The sequence below is a fragment of the Algibacter sp. genome, assembly GCF_039977455.1.
Lineage (GTDB): Bacteria > Bacteroidota > Bacteroidia > Flavobacteriales > Flavobacteriaceae > Algibacter_B.
Map to the genome: position 1 here is coordinate 395,704 of NZ_JBDWDG010000016.1, position 21,789 is coordinate 417,492.

Annotated in this window: 20 protein-coding genes; 10 read left to right on the forward strand and 10 right to left on the reverse strand. The window is 33.7% G+C overall.

Annotated elements, in window-relative coordinates; all coding sequences use genetic code 11:
• The first annotated feature begins 65 nt into the window (after positions 1-65).
• Positions 66-521, forward strand: coding sequence for a 6-carboxytetrahydropterin synthase (locus ABJM36_RS07690; protein ID WP_348450858.1), 456 nt, complete (start codon positions 66-68; stop codon positions 519-521).
• Positions 522-1,105: 584 nt separating this feature from the next.
• Here the strand turns inward: ABJM36_RS07690 and ABJM36_RS07695 are convergent.
• The 4 genes from ABJM36_RS07695 to ABJM36_RS07710 all read right to left on the reverse strand — a co-directional run bounded on the left by ABJM36_RS07695 (position 1,106) and on the right by ABJM36_RS07710 (position 5,582).
• On the reverse strand, positions 1,106-3,004 hold the full coding sequence (locus ABJM36_RS07695; RefSeq protein ID WP_348450860.1) for an amidophosphoribosyltransferase: 1,899 nt from the start codon (positions 3,002-3,004) through the stop codon (positions 1,106-1,108).
• Positions 3,005-3,129: 125 nt separating this feature from the next.
• Positions 3,130-4,056, reverse strand: a complete 927-nt coding sequence (locus ABJM36_RS07700; protein WP_348450862.1) for a PfkB family carbohydrate kinase — start codon at positions 4,054-4,056, stop codon at positions 3,130-3,132.
• Positions 4,057-4,273: 217 nt separating this feature from the next.
• Positions 4,274-4,915: a ribonuclease H family protein gene (locus tag ABJM36_RS07705; RefSeq protein ID WP_348450864.1), complete on the reverse strand. Its 642-nt coding sequence runs from the start codon at positions 4,913-4,915 to the stop codon at positions 4,274-4,276.
• Between the two features lie 91 nt (positions 4,916-5,006).
• Positions 5,007-5,582, reverse strand: a complete 576-nt coding sequence (locus tag ABJM36_RS07710; RefSeq protein WP_348450866.1) for a phosphoribosylglycinamide formyltransferase — start codon at positions 5,580-5,582, stop codon at positions 5,007-5,009.
• 187 nt (positions 5,583-5,769) lie between these two features.
• On the opposite strand from ABJM36_RS07710, the gene ABJM36_RS07715 reads away from it, so the two are divergent.
• The 5 genes from ABJM36_RS07715 to pyk all read left to right on the forward strand — a co-directional run bounded on the left by ABJM36_RS07715 (position 5,770) and on the right by pyk (position 10,183).
• On the forward strand, positions 5,770-6,003 hold the full coding sequence (locus tag ABJM36_RS07715) for an acyl carrier protein (protein WP_007647141.1): 234 nt from the start codon (positions 5,770-5,772) through the stop codon (positions 6,001-6,003).
• A 23-nt stretch (positions 6,004-6,026) separates the two neighbouring features.
• Positions 6,027-7,277, forward strand: a complete 1,251-nt coding sequence (gene fabF, locus ABJM36_RS07720) for a beta-ketoacyl-ACP synthase II (RefSeq protein WP_348450869.1) — start codon at positions 6,027-6,029, stop codon at positions 7,275-7,277.
• Positions 7,278-7,284: 7 nt separating this feature from the next.
• Entirely contained in the window at positions 7,285-8,025 is a 741-nt protein-coding gene (gene rnc / locus ABJM36_RS07725) for a ribonuclease III (protein WP_348450871.1), read from the forward strand.
• A gap of 230 nt (positions 8,026-8,255) precedes the next feature.
• Entirely contained in the window at positions 8,256-8,741 is a 486-nt protein-coding gene (locus tag ABJM36_RS07730; protein WP_348450873.1) for an IPExxxVDY family protein, read from the forward strand.
• A complete protein-coding gene (gene pyk / locus ABJM36_RS07735; RefSeq protein WP_348450874.1) occupies positions 8,741-10,183 on the forward strand; it encodes a pyruvate kinase in 1,443 nt (480 codons plus the stop codon). Before ABJM36_RS07730 ends, pyk begins: the two co-directional genes overlap by 1 nt.
• A 133-nt stretch (positions 10,184-10,316) precedes the next feature.
• On the opposite strand, the gene ABJM36_RS07740 is transcribed toward pyk, so the two are convergent.
• Together ABJM36_RS07740 and ABJM36_RS07745 are read right to left on the reverse strand one after the other, a co-directional pair.
• Positions 10,317-11,681, reverse strand: a complete 1,365-nt coding sequence (locus ABJM36_RS07740; RefSeq protein ID WP_348450875.1) for a hypothetical protein — start codon at positions 11,679-11,681, stop codon at positions 10,317-10,319.
• A gap of 12 nt (positions 11,682-11,693) precedes the next feature.
• Positions 11,694-14,117 carry a TonB-dependent receptor gene (locus ABJM36_RS07745; RefSeq protein WP_348450876.1) on the reverse strand — a complete coding sequence of 808 codons (2,424 nt, stop codon included), beginning with the start codon at positions 14,115-14,117 and terminating at the stop codon, positions 11,694-11,696.
• 99 nt (positions 14,118-14,216) lie between these two features.
• On the opposite strand from ABJM36_RS07745, the gene ABJM36_RS07750 reads away from it, so the two are divergent.
• The gene (locus ABJM36_RS07750; protein WP_348450877.1) at positions 14,217-15,203 is read left to right on the forward strand and encodes an AraC family transcriptional regulator; all 987 of its coding nucleotides are present in this window, start codon (positions 14,217-14,219) and stop codon (positions 15,201-15,203) included.
• A gap of 15 nt (positions 15,204-15,218) precedes the next feature.
• Here ABJM36_RS07750 and dinB read toward each other — a convergent pair whose 3' ends face one another.
• Positions 15,219-16,319, reverse strand: a complete 1,101-nt coding sequence (gene dinB, locus ABJM36_RS07755) for a DNA polymerase IV (protein WP_348450878.1) — start codon at positions 16,317-16,319, stop codon at positions 15,219-15,221.
• A 53-nt stretch (positions 16,320-16,372) separates the two neighbouring features.
• Between dinB and ABJM36_RS07760 the strand changes: the two genes are divergently transcribed.
• Genes ABJM36_RS07760 through ABJM36_RS07770 form a run of 3 tightly spaced genes read left to right on the forward strand, consistent with a single transcriptional unit; the run spans position 16,373 to position 18,299 of the window.
• The gene (locus tag ABJM36_RS07760) at positions 16,373-16,861 is read left to right on the forward strand and encodes a CYTH domain-containing protein (protein WP_348450879.1); all 489 of its coding nucleotides are present in this window, start codon (positions 16,373-16,375) and stop codon (positions 16,859-16,861) included.
• A 14-nt stretch (positions 16,862-16,875) separates the two neighbouring features.
• A complete protein-coding gene (locus ABJM36_RS07765) occupies positions 16,876-17,424 on the forward strand; it encodes a YciI family protein (protein ID WP_348450880.1) in 549 nt (182 codons plus the stop codon).
• Positions 17,424-18,299, forward strand: a complete 876-nt coding sequence (locus ABJM36_RS07770; RefSeq protein ID WP_348450881.1) for an endonuclease/exonuclease/phosphatase family protein — start codon at positions 17,424-17,426, stop codon at positions 18,297-18,299. Before ABJM36_RS07765 ends, ABJM36_RS07770 begins: the two co-directional genes overlap by 1 nt.
• Here the strand turns inward: ABJM36_RS07770 and pbpC are convergent, their stop codons facing one another.
• From pbpC to ABJM36_RS07785, 3 genes are all read right to left on the reverse strand, one after another.
• On the reverse strand, positions 18,300-20,651 hold the full coding sequence (pbpC, locus tag ABJM36_RS07775) for a penicillin-binding protein 1C (RefSeq protein ID WP_348450882.1): 2,352 nt from the start codon (positions 20,649-20,651) through the stop codon (positions 18,300-18,302).
• 75 nt (positions 20,652-20,726) lie between these two features.
• Entirely contained in the window at positions 20,727-21,050 is a 324-nt protein-coding gene (locus tag ABJM36_RS07780; protein WP_348450883.1) for an antibiotic biosynthesis monooxygenase, read from the reverse strand.
• Between the two features lie 13 nt (positions 21,051-21,063).
• Positions 21,064-21,789 carry a DUF2071 domain-containing protein gene (locus tag ABJM36_RS07785; protein WP_348450884.1) on the reverse strand — a complete coding sequence of 242 codons (726 nt, stop codon included), beginning with the start codon at positions 21,787-21,789 and terminating at the stop codon, positions 21,064-21,066.

Below are 21,789 nucleotides of genomic sequence, written 5' to 3' on the forward strand. Positions count from 1 at the left end.
CTATTCCTAATTTTAGGGTTAGTTTTAATAATTGTATACTTTGTAAACAAAAGAAAAAGAAGATAATGGGAAATAACATTCGTATTACAAAACAGTTCTCTTTCGAAACCGGTCACGCACTTTATGGCTACGACGGAAAATGTAAAAACGTACATGGCCATAGTTATAAACTATCGGTAACCGTTATTGGTAAACCCATTACGGATACCAATAACGTTAAATACGGTATGGTAATAGACTTTGGTGACCTTAAAAAAATCGTAAAAGAAGAAATTGTAAACGTATTTGACCACGCCACGGTTTTCAACAAAAACACACCTCACGTCGAGTTAGCAAAAGAGTTGCAAGACCGTGGGCATAATGTTTTATTGGTAGATTACCAGCCTACTAGCGAGATGATGGTATTAGACTTTGCTAAAAAAATAAGTAAAAGGTTGCCAGACCACATCAAACTTCATTCTTTAAAACTTCAAGAAACCGATACGTCGTTTGCACAATGGTTTCAGTACGATAATATTTAGGGCGTTACCACAAGGGTCGGGCTTTCCGCTATATCTGCTATATCTTTTTTGCTGAAAAAGCAATAAAGGATGCCGCTACAATCCCTAACGCGGATTCACAGCCAAAAACAGTCTTAAAATCACCTGGGTTTTGTATTAGAAAGTGCAGAAATTTTAATTCTAAAAAAGAAAAACTACTAAAATGAAAAAGGTGAACGTTAGTCCACCTTTTTGCCCCAAATCTACCATGAACTTAACCTACTTATGTTATGGTGTTGCAAATATATAGTAGGACTACTGTATGTGGAAATAATTTAGTTAAACTACGCAATTATTGGCTTAAACGATATAAAACTAGTTAATTAAGACTAAAGGGTAAGATTATCATTTTCTGTTGTGTAGTTCACTTTATGGTATAAAAAAAGCCGAACAGAAGTTCAGCTTTTTTTGCCCCAAATCTACCATGAACTTAACCTACTTATGTTATGGTGATACCAATTTATGTGTATTTTAAGTACTAAAATTATTTTTTAGATGAAAAGCATTTTTTTGGGTTAAAATGCATATTTTATGGTTTAGCCACATCTAAATTATTAATTTAATAATTAATAAGCACGTTCATTATTGCCTTCATAAAAGTTAATAAACGCTCGGTTTACAACCCTATTTCCACCTACTGTTGGATAATCTCCAGTAAAATACCAATCGCCTAAATGCTCTGGGCATGCTTTATGTAGGTTTTCCACCGATTGAAATATAATTTTCACTTCAGCCTTAATGGATTCATGACTTAATAACTCGGCTATTTTGTTAGAAATTTCTTGGTCTGTAAACGGGTCGTAAATTTCTTTTACAAAATTCTTAACTAACTTATCTTGTAATTCTGTTTGCGTTAAGCATTTTTTGTAAACATCCTTAACGATATCATATTTACCAGCTTCTTTTAGTAACTCTAAGGCAGCTCTAAAAGCAACAAGGCTTTCTAAGTTAGCCATATCAATACCGTAGCAATCCGGATAGCGAATTTGCGGTGCAGAAGACACCACAATTATCTTTTTAGGATTTAATCGATCTAGCATCTTTAAAATACTCATTTTTAAAGTTGTACCACGTACAATACTATCATCAATGATTACTAAGTTATCCGTAGGTTTAATTACACCATAAGTAACATCATAAACGTGTGCAACCAAATCATCTCTACTACTATCTTCAGTAATAAAAGTTCTAAGTTTCACATCTTTTATGGCTATTTTTTCTATTCTAGCACGTTCAGATAAAATCTCAGTAACTTTTTCGGCTGATAATGAACGCTGTCCATTTAATATGGCTGCTGTTTTAGTTTTATTTATAAAAGCATCAGCAGTTTCAATCATTCCAAAAAACGACGTTTCAGCAGTGTTTGGGATATAGGAGAACACCGTATTTTTAGTGTCGTTATTAATAGCCTCAAGTACTTTAGGCATAAGTAACTTTCCTAAAGTTTTACGCTCTTGGTAAATTTCGGCATCACTTCCTCTTGAAAAATAAACACGCTCAAACGAACACGATTTTCTTTCTAAAGGTTCTAATATTTTTTTAATCGCAACTTTACCAGATTTTTTGGTTATAATAGCATGTCCTGGATCAAGTTCTTTAACATCATTAAAATCTACGTTAAAAACGGTTTGAATTACCGGACGCTCCGAAGCAACAACTACAATTTCATCATCCTTATAATAATATGCCGGACGGATTCCTGCCGGATCCCTTAATACAAAAGCATCACCATGTCCAATAAGACCAGCCATAGCATAACCGCCATCCCAGTTTTTTGCTGCACGACGCAATATTTTGCCAACCTTTAAGCGTTCTGCTATTTGTGGCGAAGCGTTTTGTTTATTGTAACCTTCTTTTTTTAAGTCTTTATAAATTTTACTAACGGCATCATCTAAAAAATGACCAATTTTTTCCATAATAGTTATGGTATCGGTATATTCTTTAGGGTGTTGCCCTAATTCAATAAGATTGCCAAAAAGCTCTTTAACATTGGTCATGTTAAAGTTTCCGGCCATTATTAGGTTTCTGTGCATCCAATTGTTTTGTCTTAAAAATGGATGAACACTTTCTACACTGTTTTTACCAAAGGTTCCGTAACGTACGTGTCCTAATAATACCTCGCCTATATAAGGTATGTTTTTTTTCTGCGCTGCAACGTCATTTTTATATTCAGGATGCGCTTCAAGTTCCTTATTTATACGGTCGTTAATTTGAGCAAAAATATCTTGAATAGGTTGTTGTTGAACCGATCGAACTCTACTTATATAACGTTCTCCCGGTTTTGTATCTAATTTTATACTTGCAAAACCTGCACCATCTTGCCCACGATTGTGCTGTTTTTCCATCATTAAATACATTTTGTTTACACCGTAAAATGCACTGCCATATTTTTCTTTATAAAACTCTAAGGGTTTTAAAAGTCTAATCATTGCAATTCCGCATTCGTGTTTTAAGGCATCACTCATAACTTGTAAATGTTTTCGCTTTACTAACTAATTCTGTTTCCTCGGTTAAAATATTGATTATTTGAATTTTAAGAGGTAAACCGTTTTTTAATCAAAAAACGCACTCTATTTTAGAGCGCGTCAGTTTATGTTAATTCTATATCAAATTGCGTTAATTGCTTAAATTGTAGCAATCGTTTATGTACTTCTGGATTCGATAAATTTTCCATGCGTTCTGTACCAAACTTCTCCACACAAAACGAAGCTAATGTCGATCCATAAATAATGGCATTCTTCATGTTTTCAAAAGAGACATCACCAGTTTTGGCAAGGTAACCAGCAAAGCCACCTGCAAATGTATCTCCTGCTCCAGTTGGATCAAAGACTTCTTCTAGCGGTAAGGCAGGTGCATAAAATACATGGTCGTCATGAAATAACAATGCGCCATGTTCTCCTTTTTTAATCACTACATATTTTGGTCCCATCTCATGAATTTTTCTTGCGGCAACAACTAAAGAGTATTCTCCAGTTAATTGTCTAGCCTCTTCATCGTTTATGGTAATGACGTCTATACGTTTTATTACATTTAATAAATCGTCTAATGCGCAATCCATCCAAAAGTTCATCGTGTCTAAAATTACCAATTTTGGTTTTTTAGTCATTTGATCTAATACACTAGATTGGACGATAGGATGTAAGTTTCCTAACATTACGATTTCGGCATCTTGAAAATCCTGAGGAACTACAGGGTTAAAATCTGCTAAAGTATTTAATTCCGTAACTAAGGTGTCACGAGAATTCATGTCGTTATGGTATTTTCCACTCCAAAAGAATGTTTTACCTTCTTTTACAATTTCAATACCAGAAATATCAATATTTTTATTTGATAAAAGGTCTAAATATTCTCCTGGAAAATCGCCACCAACAACAGAAACAGCCGCGGCATTAATATTAAATTGAGAGGCAGCAAGTCCTATATAAGTTGCAGCGCCACCAAGAATTTTATCGGTTTTACCGAAAGGCGTTTCAATAGCATCAAAAGCTACGGTTCCTACTATTACTAATTTGCTCATAAATGAGGTGTGAATTTAAGCTGCAAATATAAGCCTTTTTATAGTTTACTGCGACTATATTTTTTTCAATAATGGAGATTGTAGGATTACTAGTGTTTTGATTGAAGGATCTACCTAGCTGCTGTTTTTAAGTTAAATGCTATTATAAAAGTATTTAACCTTGTTGTTATTTGTCAAATCAATAAAAGGTAAAGCGAATTATTTTAGAAGTACTCGTTTATTTTCGACCAAAATCTGCTGGTATTTCGCCCCAAGCTTTGGTTTCCCATTTTACAATAACTGTTTTGTAAGTATTGTTTTTTAACCAATCGATAGCGCGATCTACTAAATCGAAAACGGGTTTGTTCTTATCATTGCGCTCTAGCTTTGTATTGCACGTTTTCTTTTTAACCCAGCTCATTGCTGTTCTAGAATCTGTATATAAAATTCTGTCGCTATTATTCTTTTTCAAAATAGCCAAACCATGTACCAAAGCTAAAAACTCACCAATGTTATTGGTGCCTTGTTCAAAAGGACCCTGGATAAAAATTTGTTTTTTTGTTTTAGTGTCGACACCGCGATATTCCATAATACCTGGGTTTCCACTTGACGCAGCATCAACCGAAATGGAGTTGTAGTTAGGTTGGCCTATTTTTTTAAGCTGTTCGTGAGATAATTCACTTTTAAATTTCGACTTTTTTCCTATATAATCGAAATAGTTGCCATCTAGAGCTTCGTTGGCCGCTTCGCGTGTGGCAAAGGATTTGTATTGTGCACCAGGATAATCTGTAATTTGCTTTTTACAAGCATTCCAGGATTCAAAAACACCAGTTTTATGCCCTTGCCAAACGGTATAATATTTCTTTTTCTTCTTGCTCATTTTTGTCATTCCCTCGAAGGAGGGAATCTTTTTAAAAGTAGTTCTAGTTTTTTTTAATGATGAAATTAGAATTTATTTTGGGTTTAGAAATTTATTTTTCTTGCGAATTTAAAATGTCAGCAACAACTTTCGGAAAGTGTTCCATTTCCAATTCATGTATCTTACTTGCCACATTTTCTGCGGTGTCATTAGGATTTACATCACATTTGGCCTGAAAAATGATTGCGCCTTCATCATAATGTTCATTTACATAATGAATGGTAATTCCGGTTTCGGTTTCTTTATTTTCAACAACAGCTTTATGAACGTTCATGCCATACATGCCTTTTCCTCCAAATTTTGGTAATAATGCAGGATGTACATTTATTACTTTATTAGGGAATTCATTTAAAATATGTTCAGGGAATTTCCATAAAAAACCAGCCAATACAATTAAATCTGGCTTTGAGGCTTTTAAAATATTAAGCACGTCATGAGTTTTGGAGAGCGCTATTTTATTGAATGACAGGGCGCTAACTTTTAGTTTTTTTGCGCGCTCTAATACTTTGGCATGGGGATTGTTAGTTAGTACTTGAATAACAGTCGCATTATCGCTGTTGTGAAAAAACTTAATTAGATTTTCAGCATTAGTACCACTCCCGGACGCAAAAATTACAATACGTTTCATTTTACAGACTATAATGTTAAAGATTATTCGAACAAAAAAAAGAATAATTATTAACAATTAGAAGGTAAAAACTAAATACTTAAAAGGAATTTTAGTAAATTACCATCACATTTTTAAACTAAAGGTGATTTATAAAATAAAGTTTTTTATTTTTGCCAACTAATTAAAACATTAAAATTAAAAAATTATGTCAGACATTGCATCAAGAGTAAAAGCGATTATCGTGGACAAATTAGGAGTAGACGAAAACGAAGTTGTTACTGAAGCTAGCTTCACAAACGATTTAGGAGCAGACTCTTTAGACACTGTAGAATTAATTATGGAATTCGAAAAAGAATTCGATATTCAAATACCAGACGATCAAGCTGAAAACATCGCTACAGTAGGTCAAGCTATTTCTTATATTGAAGCAGCTAAATAAGTAAAAAACAATCAAAATACTTTATGGAATTAAAGCGAGTTGTAGTCACAGGTTTAGGCGCTTTAACACCAATTGGCAATACCAAAGACGAATATTGGGAAGGCTTAATTAGTGGTAAAAGTGGAGCTGCGCCTATAACATATTATGATACCGAGAAGTTTAAAACAAAATTCGCTTGCGAATTGAAAAACTTTAACGTTACTGACTTTATAGATAGAAAGGAGTCTCGAAGAATGGACAAGTTTGCTCAATACGCTATGGTAGCAGCAGACGAAGCCATTGAAGATTCTAAATTAGATCTAGACAAAGTCAATAAGTTGCGTGTTGGTGTTATTTGGGGAGCAGGTATTGGTGGATTAGAAACCTTTCAGAATGAAGTTTTAAACTTTGCATCTGGAGATGGAACACCGAGATTTAATCCATTTTTTATTCCTAAAATGATTGCTGATATTGCACCAGGTAATATCTCTATAAAACATGGTTTTATGGGGCCTAATTACACAACGGTTTCTGCATGCGCCTCGTCTGCAAACGCTATGTTCGATGCTCTAAACTCTATACGTTTAGGTCATACAGATGTAGTTGTTACAGGAGGAAGTGAAGCAGCAGTTACTATAGCTGGTATGGGTGGTTTTAATGCTATGCATGCACTATCTACTAGAAATGAAAGTCCAGAAACGGCATCTAGACCTTTTGACGCTACCAGAGATGGTTTTGTTTTAGGTGAAGGCGCAGGGGCATTGATTCTAGAAGAATACGAACATGCAAAAGCAAGAGGGGCTAAAATATATGCAGAATGTATTGGAGGAGGTTTATCTTCTGATGCTTATCATATGACGGCGCCGCATCCTGAAGGTATTGGTGTTATTGCGGTAATGAAAAATTGTTTAGAAAATGCAGGCCTAAAGCCGGAAGATGTAGACCATATTAATACACATGGTACATCTACACCTTTAGGAGATGTTGCAGAACTTAAAGCAATTACTGAAGTATTTGGAAGTCACGCTAAGAACATAAATATTAATTCAACAAAATCAATGACAGGTCACCTTTTAGGTGCCGCTGGAGCTATTGAAGCTATATCGGTTATTTTGGCTATGGAACACGGAATGGTGCCACCAACTATTAACCATACTACAGTAGATGAAAACATTGATCCAGAATTAAATTTAACTTTAAATAAGGCTCAAAAGCGAGACGTTAAAGTAGCAATGAGTAATACATTTGGATTTGGCGGTCACAACGCTTGTGTAATATTCAAAAAATTAGATTAAATCCCGAATGGATAGCATTCGTAACATACTAAATTCCCGTTTTAAACGCAACGGGAATTTTTTTATGGAATTAACTAAAATTCTAGGGTTTAAACCTAAGAAAATTAGGTACTTTAAAAAAGCCTTTACGCATCGGTCTATGAATATTAAGGACACTAAAGGCAATCCGTTTAATTACGAACGGTTAGAGTTTTTAGGCGATGCCATGTTAAGTTCGGTAATTGCTTCTCATTTATACCTTGAAGTACCAAGTGGTGACGAAGGGTATTTAACTAAAATGCGGTCTAAAGTAGTTAGTAGAGAGCACCTTAATGAATTGGGAAGAGATTTAAAACTAATTGACTTAGTTGAAAGTAAAATTCCGCCAGGACAGTTTGGCGATAATATTCATGGGAATTTATTTGAAGCCTTAGTAGGGGCCATTTTTTTAGATAGAGGATACAAGTATTGCGAAAAGTTTATTTTTAAACGCATTATAATTCCTCATGTAGATATTGAAACGCTAGAAGGAAAAGTAATAAGTTACAAAAGCTTACTTATAGAGTGGTGTCAAAAAGAAAAGAAAACTTTTGGTTATAACGTTTATGAAGATACCGGTAATGACGATGTTCGACATTTTTCTGTAAAACTTTCTATCGATAATAAGGTTATTGCTAAAGCTAGGGCTACCTCAAAGAAAAAGGCTGAAGAAAAAGCGTCAAAACGCGCCTTTTTTGCCTTCCAAAATAAAATGTCTAAGATGCTTTAGACATAAAAAATCATTTTTTAAAAATAAAGTTTTTGCCTTTGTAATACATGCCATAGGTTTTTTATTAAGGAGTACTACACTAAAGCTTATAATATAAAAAATGCTGTTGGAAAACTAAAAGTTTATCCAAGTTTACTACAACGTTTTAGTCGTATTTCTTCTTAAGATTAGCATAAACTTAATATAACCGAACGTTTTTAATATTATATTTACGAAAATTAAAATAAGTTATGGCGGTTCACAAACTTATTCTTGATGATGCTTTTGATGATGCATTATATACCTTAATTGCAATACATTGCAGGCTTGAAGACTACCGATTAGCGTATCTTCTAAATAAATATTTGGGTATAGTGCTATCTAGAAAAGCATCGGATTTGGACTTTAAAAACGGACAAGTTTCTTATTCAATTTACGAATGGGAGGATCAAAAACAATTAACAGTTTGGAGTTTAGTGTCTAATATTTGTAAAACCACCGAGCTTAAAAAATCAGATAATACGTCGTTATTCGACAACCAAGAAAAAATAACTAAAACATTTCAGTTATTACCAGAGTATAAAACTGTAAACTTTTTTTTAAAAATAGACAGCGAAATCAGTTTAAGCAAGGAAAAATATATTATAGATAATATATTAAACATTCCTCAAATTGCAACCGCTTACAGTGTAGATTCTAGTGAATTGAAATCAAAAGAAAATTTAATTTTTAACTAATGTCAATAGATAAAAAAACTAAAATAGTAGCAACCTTAGGGCCTGCTACCAGTACCAAGGAAGTTTTAAAAGGGATGCTTGAAGAAGGAGCAAACGTATTTAGAATAAACTTTTCACATGCAGATTATAATGATGTAAAAGAACGTGTGGAAATGATACGTGAGCTAAATGAAGAATATGGTTTTACGGCTGCTATTCTTGCCGATTTACAAGGTCCTAAGCTTCGTGTTGGTGTCATGAAAGATGAAGTAATTGTTAACCCAGGCGATGAAATAATTTTTGCTACTGGCGAGCGTTTTGAAGGAACAAAAGAGCGTGTTTACATGACTTACGATAGGTTTCCACAAGATGCAAAACCAGGAGAACGTATCCTTTTAGATGATGGAAAGCTACTTTTTACAGTGGTTTCAACTGATGGAAAGTCTGAAGTAAAGGCTAAAGTTGTTCAAGGTGGACCGTTAAAATCTAAAAAAGGAGTAAACCTTCCTAATACAAATATATCGCAACCTGCATTAACAGAAAAAGATATTGAAGATGCTATATTCGCCATCAGTTTGGATGTTGATTGGATAGCACTTTCTTTTGTACGTCATGCCGAAGATTTAATGCAACTACGAGATTTAATAGCAAAACATGGTGATCATAAAATTCCAATTATTGCTAAAATCGAAAAACCAGAAGCTGTAGAGAATATCGATAAAATTGTTGCGCATTGCGATGGTTTAATGGTAGCACGTGGCGATCTAGGTGTAGAAGTTCCAGCAGAAGAAGTACCACTTATCCAAAAGCAATTGGTATTACGCGCAAAAAGAGCAAGAATTCCAGTAATTATTGCAACGCAAATGATGGAGACTATGATTGATAGTTTAACGCCAACAAGAGCAGAAGTAAATGACGTTGCCAACTCGGTAATGGATGGTGCCGATGCTGTAATGTTATCTGGTGAAACATCTGTAGGTCAATATCCTGTTCAGGTTATTAAGAAAATGTCCGACATTTTAAAAAATGTTGAAAATTCGGAATTAATTAAAGTACCGCAATTACCACCGCATATTCGTACTAACCGTTACATAACAAAATCAATTTGTTATCACGCGGCTAATATGGCAAACGAAATTAATGCCAAAGCCATTTCAACACTTACAAATAGTGGGTATACAGCATTTCAAATTTCAGCTTGGAGACCGTCATGTCATATATTAGTGTTTACTTCAAACCACCGTATTTTAACACGTTTAAGCTTACTTTGGGGCGTTCGAGCATTCTATTATGATAAATTTGTAAGTACCGATGAAACTATTGAAGATGTAAATGCTATAGCTTGTAAAAAAGAATATTTAAACGTTGGCGATATGGTTATTAGTTTAGCCGCAATGCCAATGAAGGATAAAGGTATGGTAAACACACTACGTGTTACAGAAATAGAAACTTGTAACTTTTAGTATAACACATATTTGGGCGGCTACCTCCTTGCTAGCAGGTTACTAAAGTGTCCGCTTTACATTATATCTATTAAACATAAAAAAGGCAGGTTTTATAACCTGCCTTAATTGTATATTTATATACGTTGAGTTTTTACCAAGTACCAATAAAGTGGCTACCAGTTGCGTTAACTAACTCTGCACCTTTAGTTACAACACCTGTTTCGGTATCTACAATATAAATATTACCGTTTTTACCAACAGGAGCTTGCGTTAAGTAAATTTCATTTCCATCAACTGCAAAACCTTGGTATTGAAATAATTCGAAATCAACTTCGTAAGGAATATCTGTTATTTTAGTAGCTGTTTCAGCGTTTAAATCCACTAGAGCAAAAAAGCTTTCACCTCTTCCTGCTAAACCTTCTTGAGAATCGTCGTGACGAAAAGCTAATACAGCTTTACCATTTGCTGCTAGTCTCCAGGCTAAAACGTAAGCCCCGGTAACACCTAAAGCATCATCTAAATTAAAATCGTAAGAATCATCATATTCATTGTCATCATCTATTTTTAAAATGTGAGAGCCTTCAGGATCATTTTGGTTTGCTTGATAAACAGATCCGTTATATTCAAAAGCATTAATACTACGGTAACCATTTGTGTCACCATGTCCAACTGTTGAAGTGATAATTGTTGGGTTTAAAAGTGATGGATAGTCTAAAACAATAGTTTTCGACCCTAAAATTTCGAAGTCGCTATCGCTTTCAAGCGTACTTGTATTAACTTTACTTAAACGTGCACCAATATATAATTTATCGCCAGCGCTATTTAAAGTAGGCATATCAATTCTAGAAATATAGTATCCGTTTGCAGCATCTGCATCGTTTAATGTAATGGTGTGTTCTTGGAAGTTTTTAATTGAAGAGTTAACCAAGTCTAAAGTAACAACCCCAATTGTAGAATTGGTGTGTGTATAAGTATCATCGGTAACATCATCGGGAGTTCCATTGTCATCTACTTGATGTTCTGTAGATACGTAAACAGCAGAACCTGTTTGGTCGCCATCAAATAATTTTATCCATCTTGGAGCTGTACCCACATAAGGTGCAATACTAATTTCCGAACCTGTTTGTTCAAAGCTGTTACCACCATTAACCGTATATTTAGTGTAATTTCCACCAGTATCTCCAGCGTAGCTAATGTTAAAAACAGTACTTCCATCTTCAGAGGCTTGAAGTCTTGCCGTTCTGTTTGAAGGTGCAACAAATCCATTATTAAATGGGTCTATTTGTACGGTTTCGTCTTTGGCGTCTTCTTTACTTACCGAGTATATTAATGTACCTCCGTTTCCATCTCCAGGATCGGTTCCCATTAAAGCGCCAGCAACGGTAATCCACCTGCTGTTATCTTCAATTTCTTCTTGTATAATATTTGTAGGATTGTCCTCGCTACAGCTAAAAGTTAATAGTAAAGAGCTAATTACTACCGCTACGGTTTTTAAGTTAAAATTAGGTTTTTTCATTTTCAGAATTGTTTAAAATTTATTGATTGAATAATTGAGTTTTAAATAAAATGCACGACCTGGTTTTTGTACCGATCGGTTATCGTATGCGGCTTTGTTAAACATGTTTTTAACATCGAAACTTAGCACAAATGCTTTATTGGGAAATGAGTAACTACAACCAAAATCTTGGATAAATTGACGTGGTATAACAAACTCGTCGTAACCGGTATTATTGGTTCCTGGAGTGTTTAAATACAAAAATTCGTCGGTAAAATAGTTGCTGTAAAAAAGGTTTAAACGCGATTTGTTTTGAATTACGTTTTTAAATGAGTAGCGTAGGCTACCATTCATGGTAAATAAAGGCGTATTTGGGATATCTACGGTGTTACCAAATCTGTTTGTTGTTTCTAAGGTTAAACGCGATAAATTAAAGTTTAAGCCAAAGTTTTTCTTGAAATTATAATTAAGTTGAAACTCTAAACCTTTGGATGTTGTTTTTTCATTAAAGTTGGCATACTGTACGAGTTCGTCGTTTTCCCAACTGTCTTCACTACTTGCAGGAAGGCCAATTAAATTTTTAATATTTCTTGCAAAAAAATTACTAGATATGGTAAAATCATGTTTTTTAATAGTGAATTTACCTAAGCGGAATCCTAAATTAAAATTTTCGCTTATTTCTGGTTGTACCGTTAGATTTGCAATAACATTTTCTCCGGCATCACCAAAAACCTCAATTTCACTAGGTAACCTTATAGCTTTTTCGGCAGATGCTAATAAAGTAATGGTTGGGTTAATAGTGAAAGACGTTGCAAAACCATAGCCATTATAGCTTTTGTCACTTTTATAAACGTCGTTTACAACGGCAGTCTCATCATCGTTAAATTCTGGGGCGGTATTGAGTACTTTTTGGCGATAATGTTTACCAAAAACATTTAATTTTAATTTATTATTGAACGTGTTTAACTCGTAACTTAATGACGATATATTTTTATATAAATCGCTAGTTTGTTCAAACGTGTTTTCAAGTAACGTTACCATCTGGTCGCTGTCTTCACGATCTGTACCACTATAAAAATGGTTTAATAGAATTTTATGATTGTTGTTAATTTTATATGACGTGCCGGTTCTAAATGAGGACACTATTCTTTTAATGTGAAGTAAGGTTGGTCCTTGCTCACTCTGCGAACCCCAGGTATATTCGTATTCATCACCTTTGTAATCTGTTGCTCGATCTCCGGTCCAACTATAGGCAATGGCAGTGGTGTCGTTAACAATTCGATTGCGTTTACCAAAAAGTCCGGTAATATTAATATCTAGTCCTGCTACAAATAAATCCTTTTTAATATACGACAGGTTTGCAAGGATAGCATCCGACTCTAAAAACCGTCCTTTATATGGTATTTTATTAACAAAAGCACCATGTTGAACTTGTTTATAGTCATCGGAAGCAGTAACACCAACAAAAAACTGATCTGCCCATTTAACATCGGTATATCCAATATTAAACATTCCTCCGGTAGAGCGATAAGCATCGTAAAAGCGTTGTGCGGTTATAGGTGTTTCGGTTCCTCCAAGACCAATATCTACTATGGTTGGACCCCAAACTTTATAATCGTTATCCGAATAATTATGAAATGCTGAGGCTTTAACTGTAAAACCAGTTTTTTCAAAACGATATAAACCATTAAAATTAGTCTGAAATGTATTGAAAGAGCCATAGGATACCGATGCGTTAAACATTGTTTTTGTACCCTTTTTTAGTACAATGTTTATAGCGCCACCAAGAGCATCGTCTGCTAAGTGTCCTGGAATAACACCTTTATAAACCTCAATGTGTTTTATCATTGATGGCGGGATGCTGTTTAGGCTAATTGACGAACCATACATTGACATAGGAATACCATCAATAAAAATGCTTACAGAGTTGCCGGATAAGCCATTTAAGCTATATTCTACATTAGAGCCTAACCCTCCATTTTGCCTTAGTTTTACCCCTACTGTTGTATTTAATAATTCGTTTGTTTGTATATTTCTAAGGCTCGCTACTTTGGTTTCTATTACATTAACCGAAAAACCTTTGTCTTCAATTTTTCTTTTTTCTGTTTTACCATGAAGATTTACTTGTTGTAAACTCTCAATTTTTTCAGTTAAGGTAAAATTTAAATCTAGGTTTGTTCTTCCTTTGTTACCTACAATATGTATTTCTTTAGATTCAGAGGTTAACCCCATGTAGGACGCTTTTATTACATGTTTTCCGTTAGGCACATTTTTTAGCCTATATATTCCATTTTCATTGGTAATTGTTGCTTGAATATTTCTATCAATAGTAACAGTAGCACCAAATAAGGGCTGCCTTGAACCATCTGTTATTTCTCCCGAAATAATAGTTTCATTATTTTGAGAGAACGCAGATACAGAAATTATAAGGGCTAATAAAAATAATCTTACTTTCATTTATTTAGACTGGATAAAAATAATACATTTGCAAAAGTATATTGTTTAGAATAATTCTTAATAACGCAAAAAGAAATAATTATAACGTAAAAAGAATAAATGGAGTTTCGATTTAAAAGTTCAAAATTAACTAGTGAAGAATTAGTTCGGCGCTTTAATAAGGATTTTGAAACTTCCTGTTTGTCGGAAAGAGAATTTACAGGGTTTAAGAAAGGGGTTAGCGGCTCGATTAAAGAAATACATTTAAATAATGCCTATGTGTTTTTTCAGGATTTTGACAATGATGCCAAGGAACATCATACATTACAGGTTATAAATTATCAATCGGTTTTTTTACTGCAATTTGTAATACATGGAGATGTAACTTTTTCCCTTAGTGATAAATCAAATAAGTCATTCAGTTTAAATCAAAACATGTATAACTTATATTATATTCCAGCATCAGAATATTTATCTAAATATCTTAATCATAAAAAACAGGTTTTAAATATTTTTTTTACCGAGCCTTATTTAGTTAGCAAAATGGGAGCTTGCTTTATAGTCAATTCAAAAAAGTATCAGAAATCAAAAAAAGAAAATCAGATTTGGTCCTTTTTTAATGGTGGTTTGTTGATTAATGGACAACTTAGGGCTATTATAAATGAATTTCTAAGTTGTTATTTTGATGGTATTACGAAACAATCGTATTTAGAATCGAAGTTAACAGAGTTGGTTTTAATTGCATTAGCTACTAACGATTCAAAACCAGAAACCAATAAGTTACGAAAAGGGGATCGTGAGAATTTGATGAAAACAGAACATTATATTCAAACACATTTAAAAGAAGAGCTTAGTATAGAGAAATTATCCCTTTTAGCAGGTTTCAATACTTCAAAGTTTAAAAATGATTTTAAACAGGTTTATGGTATGCCAGTTTTTAAATATATAACTGCTTTAAGGATTGAAAAAGCAATAGTTTTAATATCGAAGCATAATTATACCATTGCTCAAGCCTCATATGAAGTAGGCTATAAAAACCCTCAACATTTTACTGTAGCCTTTAAAAAGAAATTAGGGTATCTGCCTAGTAAGTTATTCAAAAAATAAGTGCTATTTGAGTTTTTAGAACCCAAAACGTAATTGAACATTAATACTTTTATTGAGGACGGGGTTTGCTTTTTTTTCCGTATTTAAATTAGACATAGAAATGCCTAATAATCGCACAGAATTGTTTAATTTTTCTTGATATAACAGGTCTTTTGCTGTTTCTAAAATAACAGCTTTATCACGGACAAAATAAGGTAAGGTTTTGCTACGCGTTTGCAAGGTGAAATCACTATACTTGATTTTTAAAGTTACTGTTTTACCTGCAACTTTACTTTTTAATAGCCTACGCGATACCTCGTCTGCAATGTGATTTAATTTTTCTAGCATAAATATTTCCGACGATAAATTTTCGTTAAATGTGCGTTCGGCAGCTAAACTTTTTCTTATTCGATCTGGTTTAACCTCGCTTTCTTGTATTCCTCTTACAATGTAATAATAGTATCTTCCTGATTTTCCGAAGTTCTCATCTAAATATTCTAAAGACTTATTTTTTAAATCTAAACCCGTAAAAATACCTTTTTGGTACATTTTTTCGGCGGTTACTTTTCCAACCCCGTAAAATTTCCGAATATCCAATTGTTCTAAAAACACTAAAACCTCTTCTGGGTTTACTGTTTTTTGTCCATTTGGTTTATTATAATCACTAGCTACTTTAGCAATAAATTTATTAATAGAAATACCTGCAGAGGCCGTTAACCCGATCTCATTAAAAATTCTAGCTCTAATTTCTTTAGCTATCAACGAGGCACTAGGGTTTCCTTTTTTGTTTTTTGTAACATCTAAATAGGCCTCATCAAGAGATAGCGGTTCAACCAAATCTGTATAGTCGTGAAAAATTTTTCTAATTTTTTTAGATATTTCGGTATACCGTTCAAAATTGGTTTTTACAAAAATAAGATGCGGACATAGTTTAATAGCCAAAGAGCCAGACATAGCACTTTTAACTCCAAATTTTCTAGCCTCGTAGCTAGCGGCACTAATAACACCGCGCTTTCCTCCACCTCCAACAGCAATTGCTTTTCCTTTAAGATCTGGGTTATCCAATTGCTCTACAGAAGCATAAAATGCATCCATATCCACATGAATTATTTTTCTTAATGGTAAATTGGTAGACATACCGTAAATTTAGGCATTAAATGCCTGTTTATTAAAATAAGAATCGGATAAAAATGATAGAAATTGAACGTAAATTTTTGGTAACTTCAAATGCTTTTAAGGCAGAAGCTTTTAAAGCTACACGGATTATTCAAGGCTATTTAAATTCTAATAAAGAAAGAGCAGTTAGAGTAAGACTTAAAGGCGAACAAGGTTATTTAACAATAAAGGGCGCATCTTCAAAAAATGGATTATCGCGTTTTGAATGGGAAAAAGAAATACCTAATAATGAAGCTCAAGAATTGTTAAATTTGTGTGAGCCAGGAGTTATTGATAAAATACGTTACGAGGTAAAAGTAGGTCTACATATTTTTGAAGTCGATACTTTTTTTGGCGATAATGAGGGATTAATTATAGCTGAAGTCGAATTAAAAAATGAAAATGAAGCTTTTGAAAAACCAAATTGGTTAGGCGAAGAGGTTTCTGGACAAATAAAATATTATAATTCACAGTTAAGTAACAATCCGTATAACACCTGGGATACTACCTGTGAAAATTTATAAATAAACTAAAACTTATGAAAAGAGCCCTAGTAATATTTACGCTTAGTTTAATGCTATTGGCGTGTAAAGACAATACAAAAGCATCACAAATAGAAAAATCGGTTAGTGAGGTTTCTAAAGTTACAAAAGATTCTTCAGTAGCTAATAAAATGGATTTAAAACCAGTAGCTCCCAAAACCATAAAAGAAATTAAAGATGAACTTACGGCTAAAGGTTATAAGACTTTTGATTATGTTGATGAATCCACGCAAGACACAATAATAATGCAACAATATTTTATGGCGTTTTTAAAAAAAGGGCCTATTCGTATGCAAAATGAAGAGGAATCTGCGAAACTCCAAAAACAACACTTGGCCCATTTAAAAAAAATGTACGATTTAGGTTATGCCGATATTTCTGGTCCTTTTGGAGATGATAGCGATATGCGTGGCGTTACTATTTACAATGTTCCAACTTTAAAAATGGCCGATAGTTTAGCCAATTCAGATCCTATGGTTATTGCGGGTCGGTTAGTAATTGAAATCCATCCTTGGTGGGCTGCCAAGGGCTATTTATTACGATAATGCTAAAGTTTTTTAGAGGGGGTTACCTCATTTTAAATATTGTAATTATAGTAGTCCTATTGGTTATTCACTTTGTGGTTAAAGAAAACAGTCATCAAAGTTCGCTACTTTATTACATGTTACCTTTACCCATTATAATTTTTGCAGTTTTAATTTTAAGTGTTTTTCTATCCAGAAAATACAGAAAGTTTAATCTCATAATAGCAGGATTGCTTCTTGTAATTTGGTTCGGCCGAAGTTTTAAAATTAATAGTCCCGAAGACGCTCAAGAAAACGATTTAGAGGTTGTTTTATGGAATGCATCACGAGAAAATAATTTTAAGGAAGCTTTTATTGAAAATGAAAATGTTCCTGATGTTTTTGTGCTAGTTGAAGCGCGAAGAATGCATATTGAAAGACTTCAGCTAGATTTTCCTGATTACCATTTTTATTTTTCTGGTGAAGAGATTTCTGTTTTTTCAAGAACTCCTATTCAAGATATTGAAGTAAAACGAAATAAATTCAAAACAATAATTGTAAGCTTTAAAGTGAAAGATATTCATTTTTATGCTGTGGATGGGGTAGGAAGTTTGGATGTTCCTAGAGCATGGGGCTTAGATTTTATGTATTCGCAAATAGAAAACAAGGATCATGTTGTTTTGTTAGGTGATTTTAATGTGCCTTATGAATCGAAATTTTTAAAAACGTTAAAATCTAATTTTAATCATGCCTTTAATGAGAAAGGTAATGGATTTCGAGAAACTTGGTTTTGGAATATTCCGTTGCTTTCTTTAGATCATATTTGGGTTTCAAAAGACTTAGAGGTTATAGCCACAAAAAAAATAAATACTTTTAAAAGTGATCATTGCATGATTAGAACAACAATAAGACGGTAGTTATTCTGATATTTCAAATCTTCGCTTTGCCTCATTTCCAAAGGCATCAACAACAGTAATAATATGTTTTCCTTTAATTGGCTTAACAGCTATCTCATGAATATCTTTTGTGCTTCCAACAAATGTTTCATCAACATACCAAAACACCGTAATTTCTGGTTTTGAATGGGCAATTTTTAAAATAAGGTCGTTGGTATTCCCGTCAAAATCTTTGGGTAAAAAAACGCTATTATTGGCTTTTGGGTAAATAAAATCTAAAGACACACTGTTTTCTCCCAAGCAATCGCTTCTAAATTTTGGTAATGTTTTATAAAACGGGTTTTTAGTTTTATAGTAATAGGCCATTAGTGGTGGCAGAACAAACCAGGATTTATGATTAATATTACTTAAATCCTCACACGAGGTGTTTACTTGAAAAGTATCGTTGTTATCCAAATGGACTAAAACATGGTACGGACAGGGTTTAGTTTTTAAACCGCTGATTTGAATGTGTTTTTCTTGGGTGTCAATGCAATTTGGTGAGGCTCTATGTCCGCTTTGTTTACATATGATAACGTTCTGCATCTCATCAAACGGTTTAGCAAACCAATCGGAATTTGGTAAGGCATTAAAAACATCAAATAAAATAGGGGCTGCGGTTTGCACGCCTACTAATCCTGGTCGCCCTTCGCCATCGGCATTTCCAACCCAAACACCAACTACATAATCTTTTGTGGTTCCAATAGCCCAAGCATCTCTAAACCCAAAACTGGTTCCTGTTTTCCAAGCTATTTGTTTCGAGCCATCAAAAAACTCCCAACTTTCATCACTTTCAGGTCGGTTTACTTCTTTTAAGCTTTCGTAAGTTAAATAAATAGAAGCGGCATCAAAAAGGGTTTTATCAGTTGTTTTATTTCCAAAATCAATTACTTCAGAAATCAAAAAAGTAGGTTCGCAAAATTCATTTGAAAAGTAATCACTAGAATGTTCAGAAAAATGATTTAGGGTTGAAGATAATGCGGCATAGCTTTTACATAAATCCCAAAGGTTACTTTCTGCACCGCCTAAAACTAAGGATAACCCGTAATGATGGGCATTATATTTTAAATCCTTAAGATTAAGTTGTTTTAAATAATGGTAGAATCTATCCAAACCAAAATCTTGAAGCATTCTTACGGCAGGCACATTTAAAGATCGTGATAAAGCACGACTTGCAGGAACGGCACCATCATAGGTTTTGTCGTAATTTTCAGGGTTGTAGCTACCAAATTGAGTGGGCACATCGGCAACTAAGGTATTAGGGAGTAAATCGCCTGAATCTAACATTGCAGCATATAAAAAGGGTTTTAAAATACTACCTGTGCTTCTAGGTTTATCAATAATATCCACATCCTTTTGATGCGCTTTATCTGTTGGTGTATTGCCAACATAAGCTAAGACCTGTCTCGTTTTTACATCTAAAATTAAAACAGCGGCATTGTGAATTTCATTTTGACTAAGTTGATTATAATGTGTTTTTACAATGCGGTTTACACGGTCTTGAAGTTTCGTGTCTATGGTAGTTTGGATGCGTTTTCCATGATGCTTTTGTGTTACTTTTTGCAGTAAATGAGGCGCTATTTGAGGCAGCGGATAAGGCTTTTGTGGTAAACCTTCGGCAATAGAAAGTTTATAGGTAAGTGAATCTAAAATCTCATTATCTAAGAGTTTTTTCAGCAGGCGATTTCGTTTCTTTAATAAGCGCTCTTGGTTTTTCCCGGGATAAATTAAACTAGGTGCATTGGGCAAAACCGCTAATGTGGCACTTTCTGCCCACGATAAATTGTTTGCATGTCTATTAAAATAACGCCACGAAGCCGCTTCGAGTCCTACTACATTTCCCCCGAAAGGGGCATTACTAGTGTAATAGGCTAAAATATCATCTTTAGAATCTCGTAATTCCAAACGCGTAGCTAGAATAATTTCCTTTACTTTTTCAAAATACGTTCTAGATGGTCCTTTTCTAGATAGGCGTATAACCTGCTGTGTTAAGGTGCTTCCACCGCGTTTAATGCTTTTAGATTTTAAATTATCTCTTATAGCTTTTAAAATAGAAATAGGATTAAAACCCGGATGTTTATAAAAATACTCATCTTCAAATTGTATAATACAGGTTTTAAATTTATCGGGAATAGAATCGTTATACGGAAAACGCCATTGCCCATCATTAGCTATTTGCGCACCCAAAAGTTCATTATTAGAACTTGTAATTACAGTGGCCGTAGGGTCTTTAAAAAGCTGTTTTGGTAAGCAAAAAACATAAGCAATAATTAGCACAGCAATAATTGCCGTTTTAATTTTATGCTTCTTTATGTAGTTTGTAAGTCTTGTCATTAACCCTTCTGTTTTCTTGACACCGCCCCTTATAAAGGGAAAGAATTGTGCAGGGATTCAATTATAAATTTATTATTAAGATTCCTGATTTCCAAGATACTCATACTCGCGTTCTACTTTACAAATTCTTACCTTATACCAACTGTACCAATCTTGTCTTCCTTTTTGTTGCGCTTGTAAATGCTCCGTTTGCTGTTTCCAGTTTTTAATGGCTTCAATGGTTTCCCAATAGCTTACTGTAATTCCTATATTATCTCTTGCACTTTCCATTCCTAGAAATCCTTGTTGGTGTTTGGCTAGATGTTCCATTTTATCGGCCATTTCTGCGTAGCCTTCTATATTTTCATTTTGAGTGGATGTAAAGATTACCGCGTAATAAGGTTTAAAGTTTTTTGTCATTTTACAGCATCATTTAATTAATTGCTAATTTCTTCTTATCCCATGTTAAAACTTGTACGCCAGAAGAGTATTGCACTCTATCTGGTTGGTTATTTATTAAGTGATTAAATCGCGTATAGTTCAATTCCAAACTATTAATGTCGATTTTTTGCATAGGCCATTCCACATGGTGCACATCGTATTCAATAATATGGTTTTTATAATCTTGAAAAACTGCATAGCGTTCGGTAAGCCATAGGTCTGTATCATCTTTTTTAATGGGCTCTTCAGTTAAAGTGTACGCCATATTAATACCATCATTAAAGGTTTTATTTTCAGATTGAAATTTAAATTCACTTCTTTGCATCTTGGAAGGTCTATAAGGAAATTTAGAAAGCGTTTTTAAAATCTTGCATGATGATTTTTTGCTGCCTTCCATACTCAAAAAATAAACACTTGGCTTACCATTACAAACCACATAAACTCTAATGTTTATTTCTTGAAAATCTGAGATATGAGGTAGTTTAGGAAAGCTTCTAACTCCTATATTGTTCATATCAAAGGCTACTAAACTTACCCATGTTTTTTCGTTAATAGTATCTAGTTCTATATATTTAGGAAGTAGTGGTTTAATTAACTCTGGGTTAACTTCCCAATGTAAAAAAATAGCCTTATTCCATTCTTGATAAAACATCCAAGAGCGTTTAGGGTATTTAAATGGCCGGTGTGTCTTTTGTCTTAAAATTTCCTTTGCTTTCAT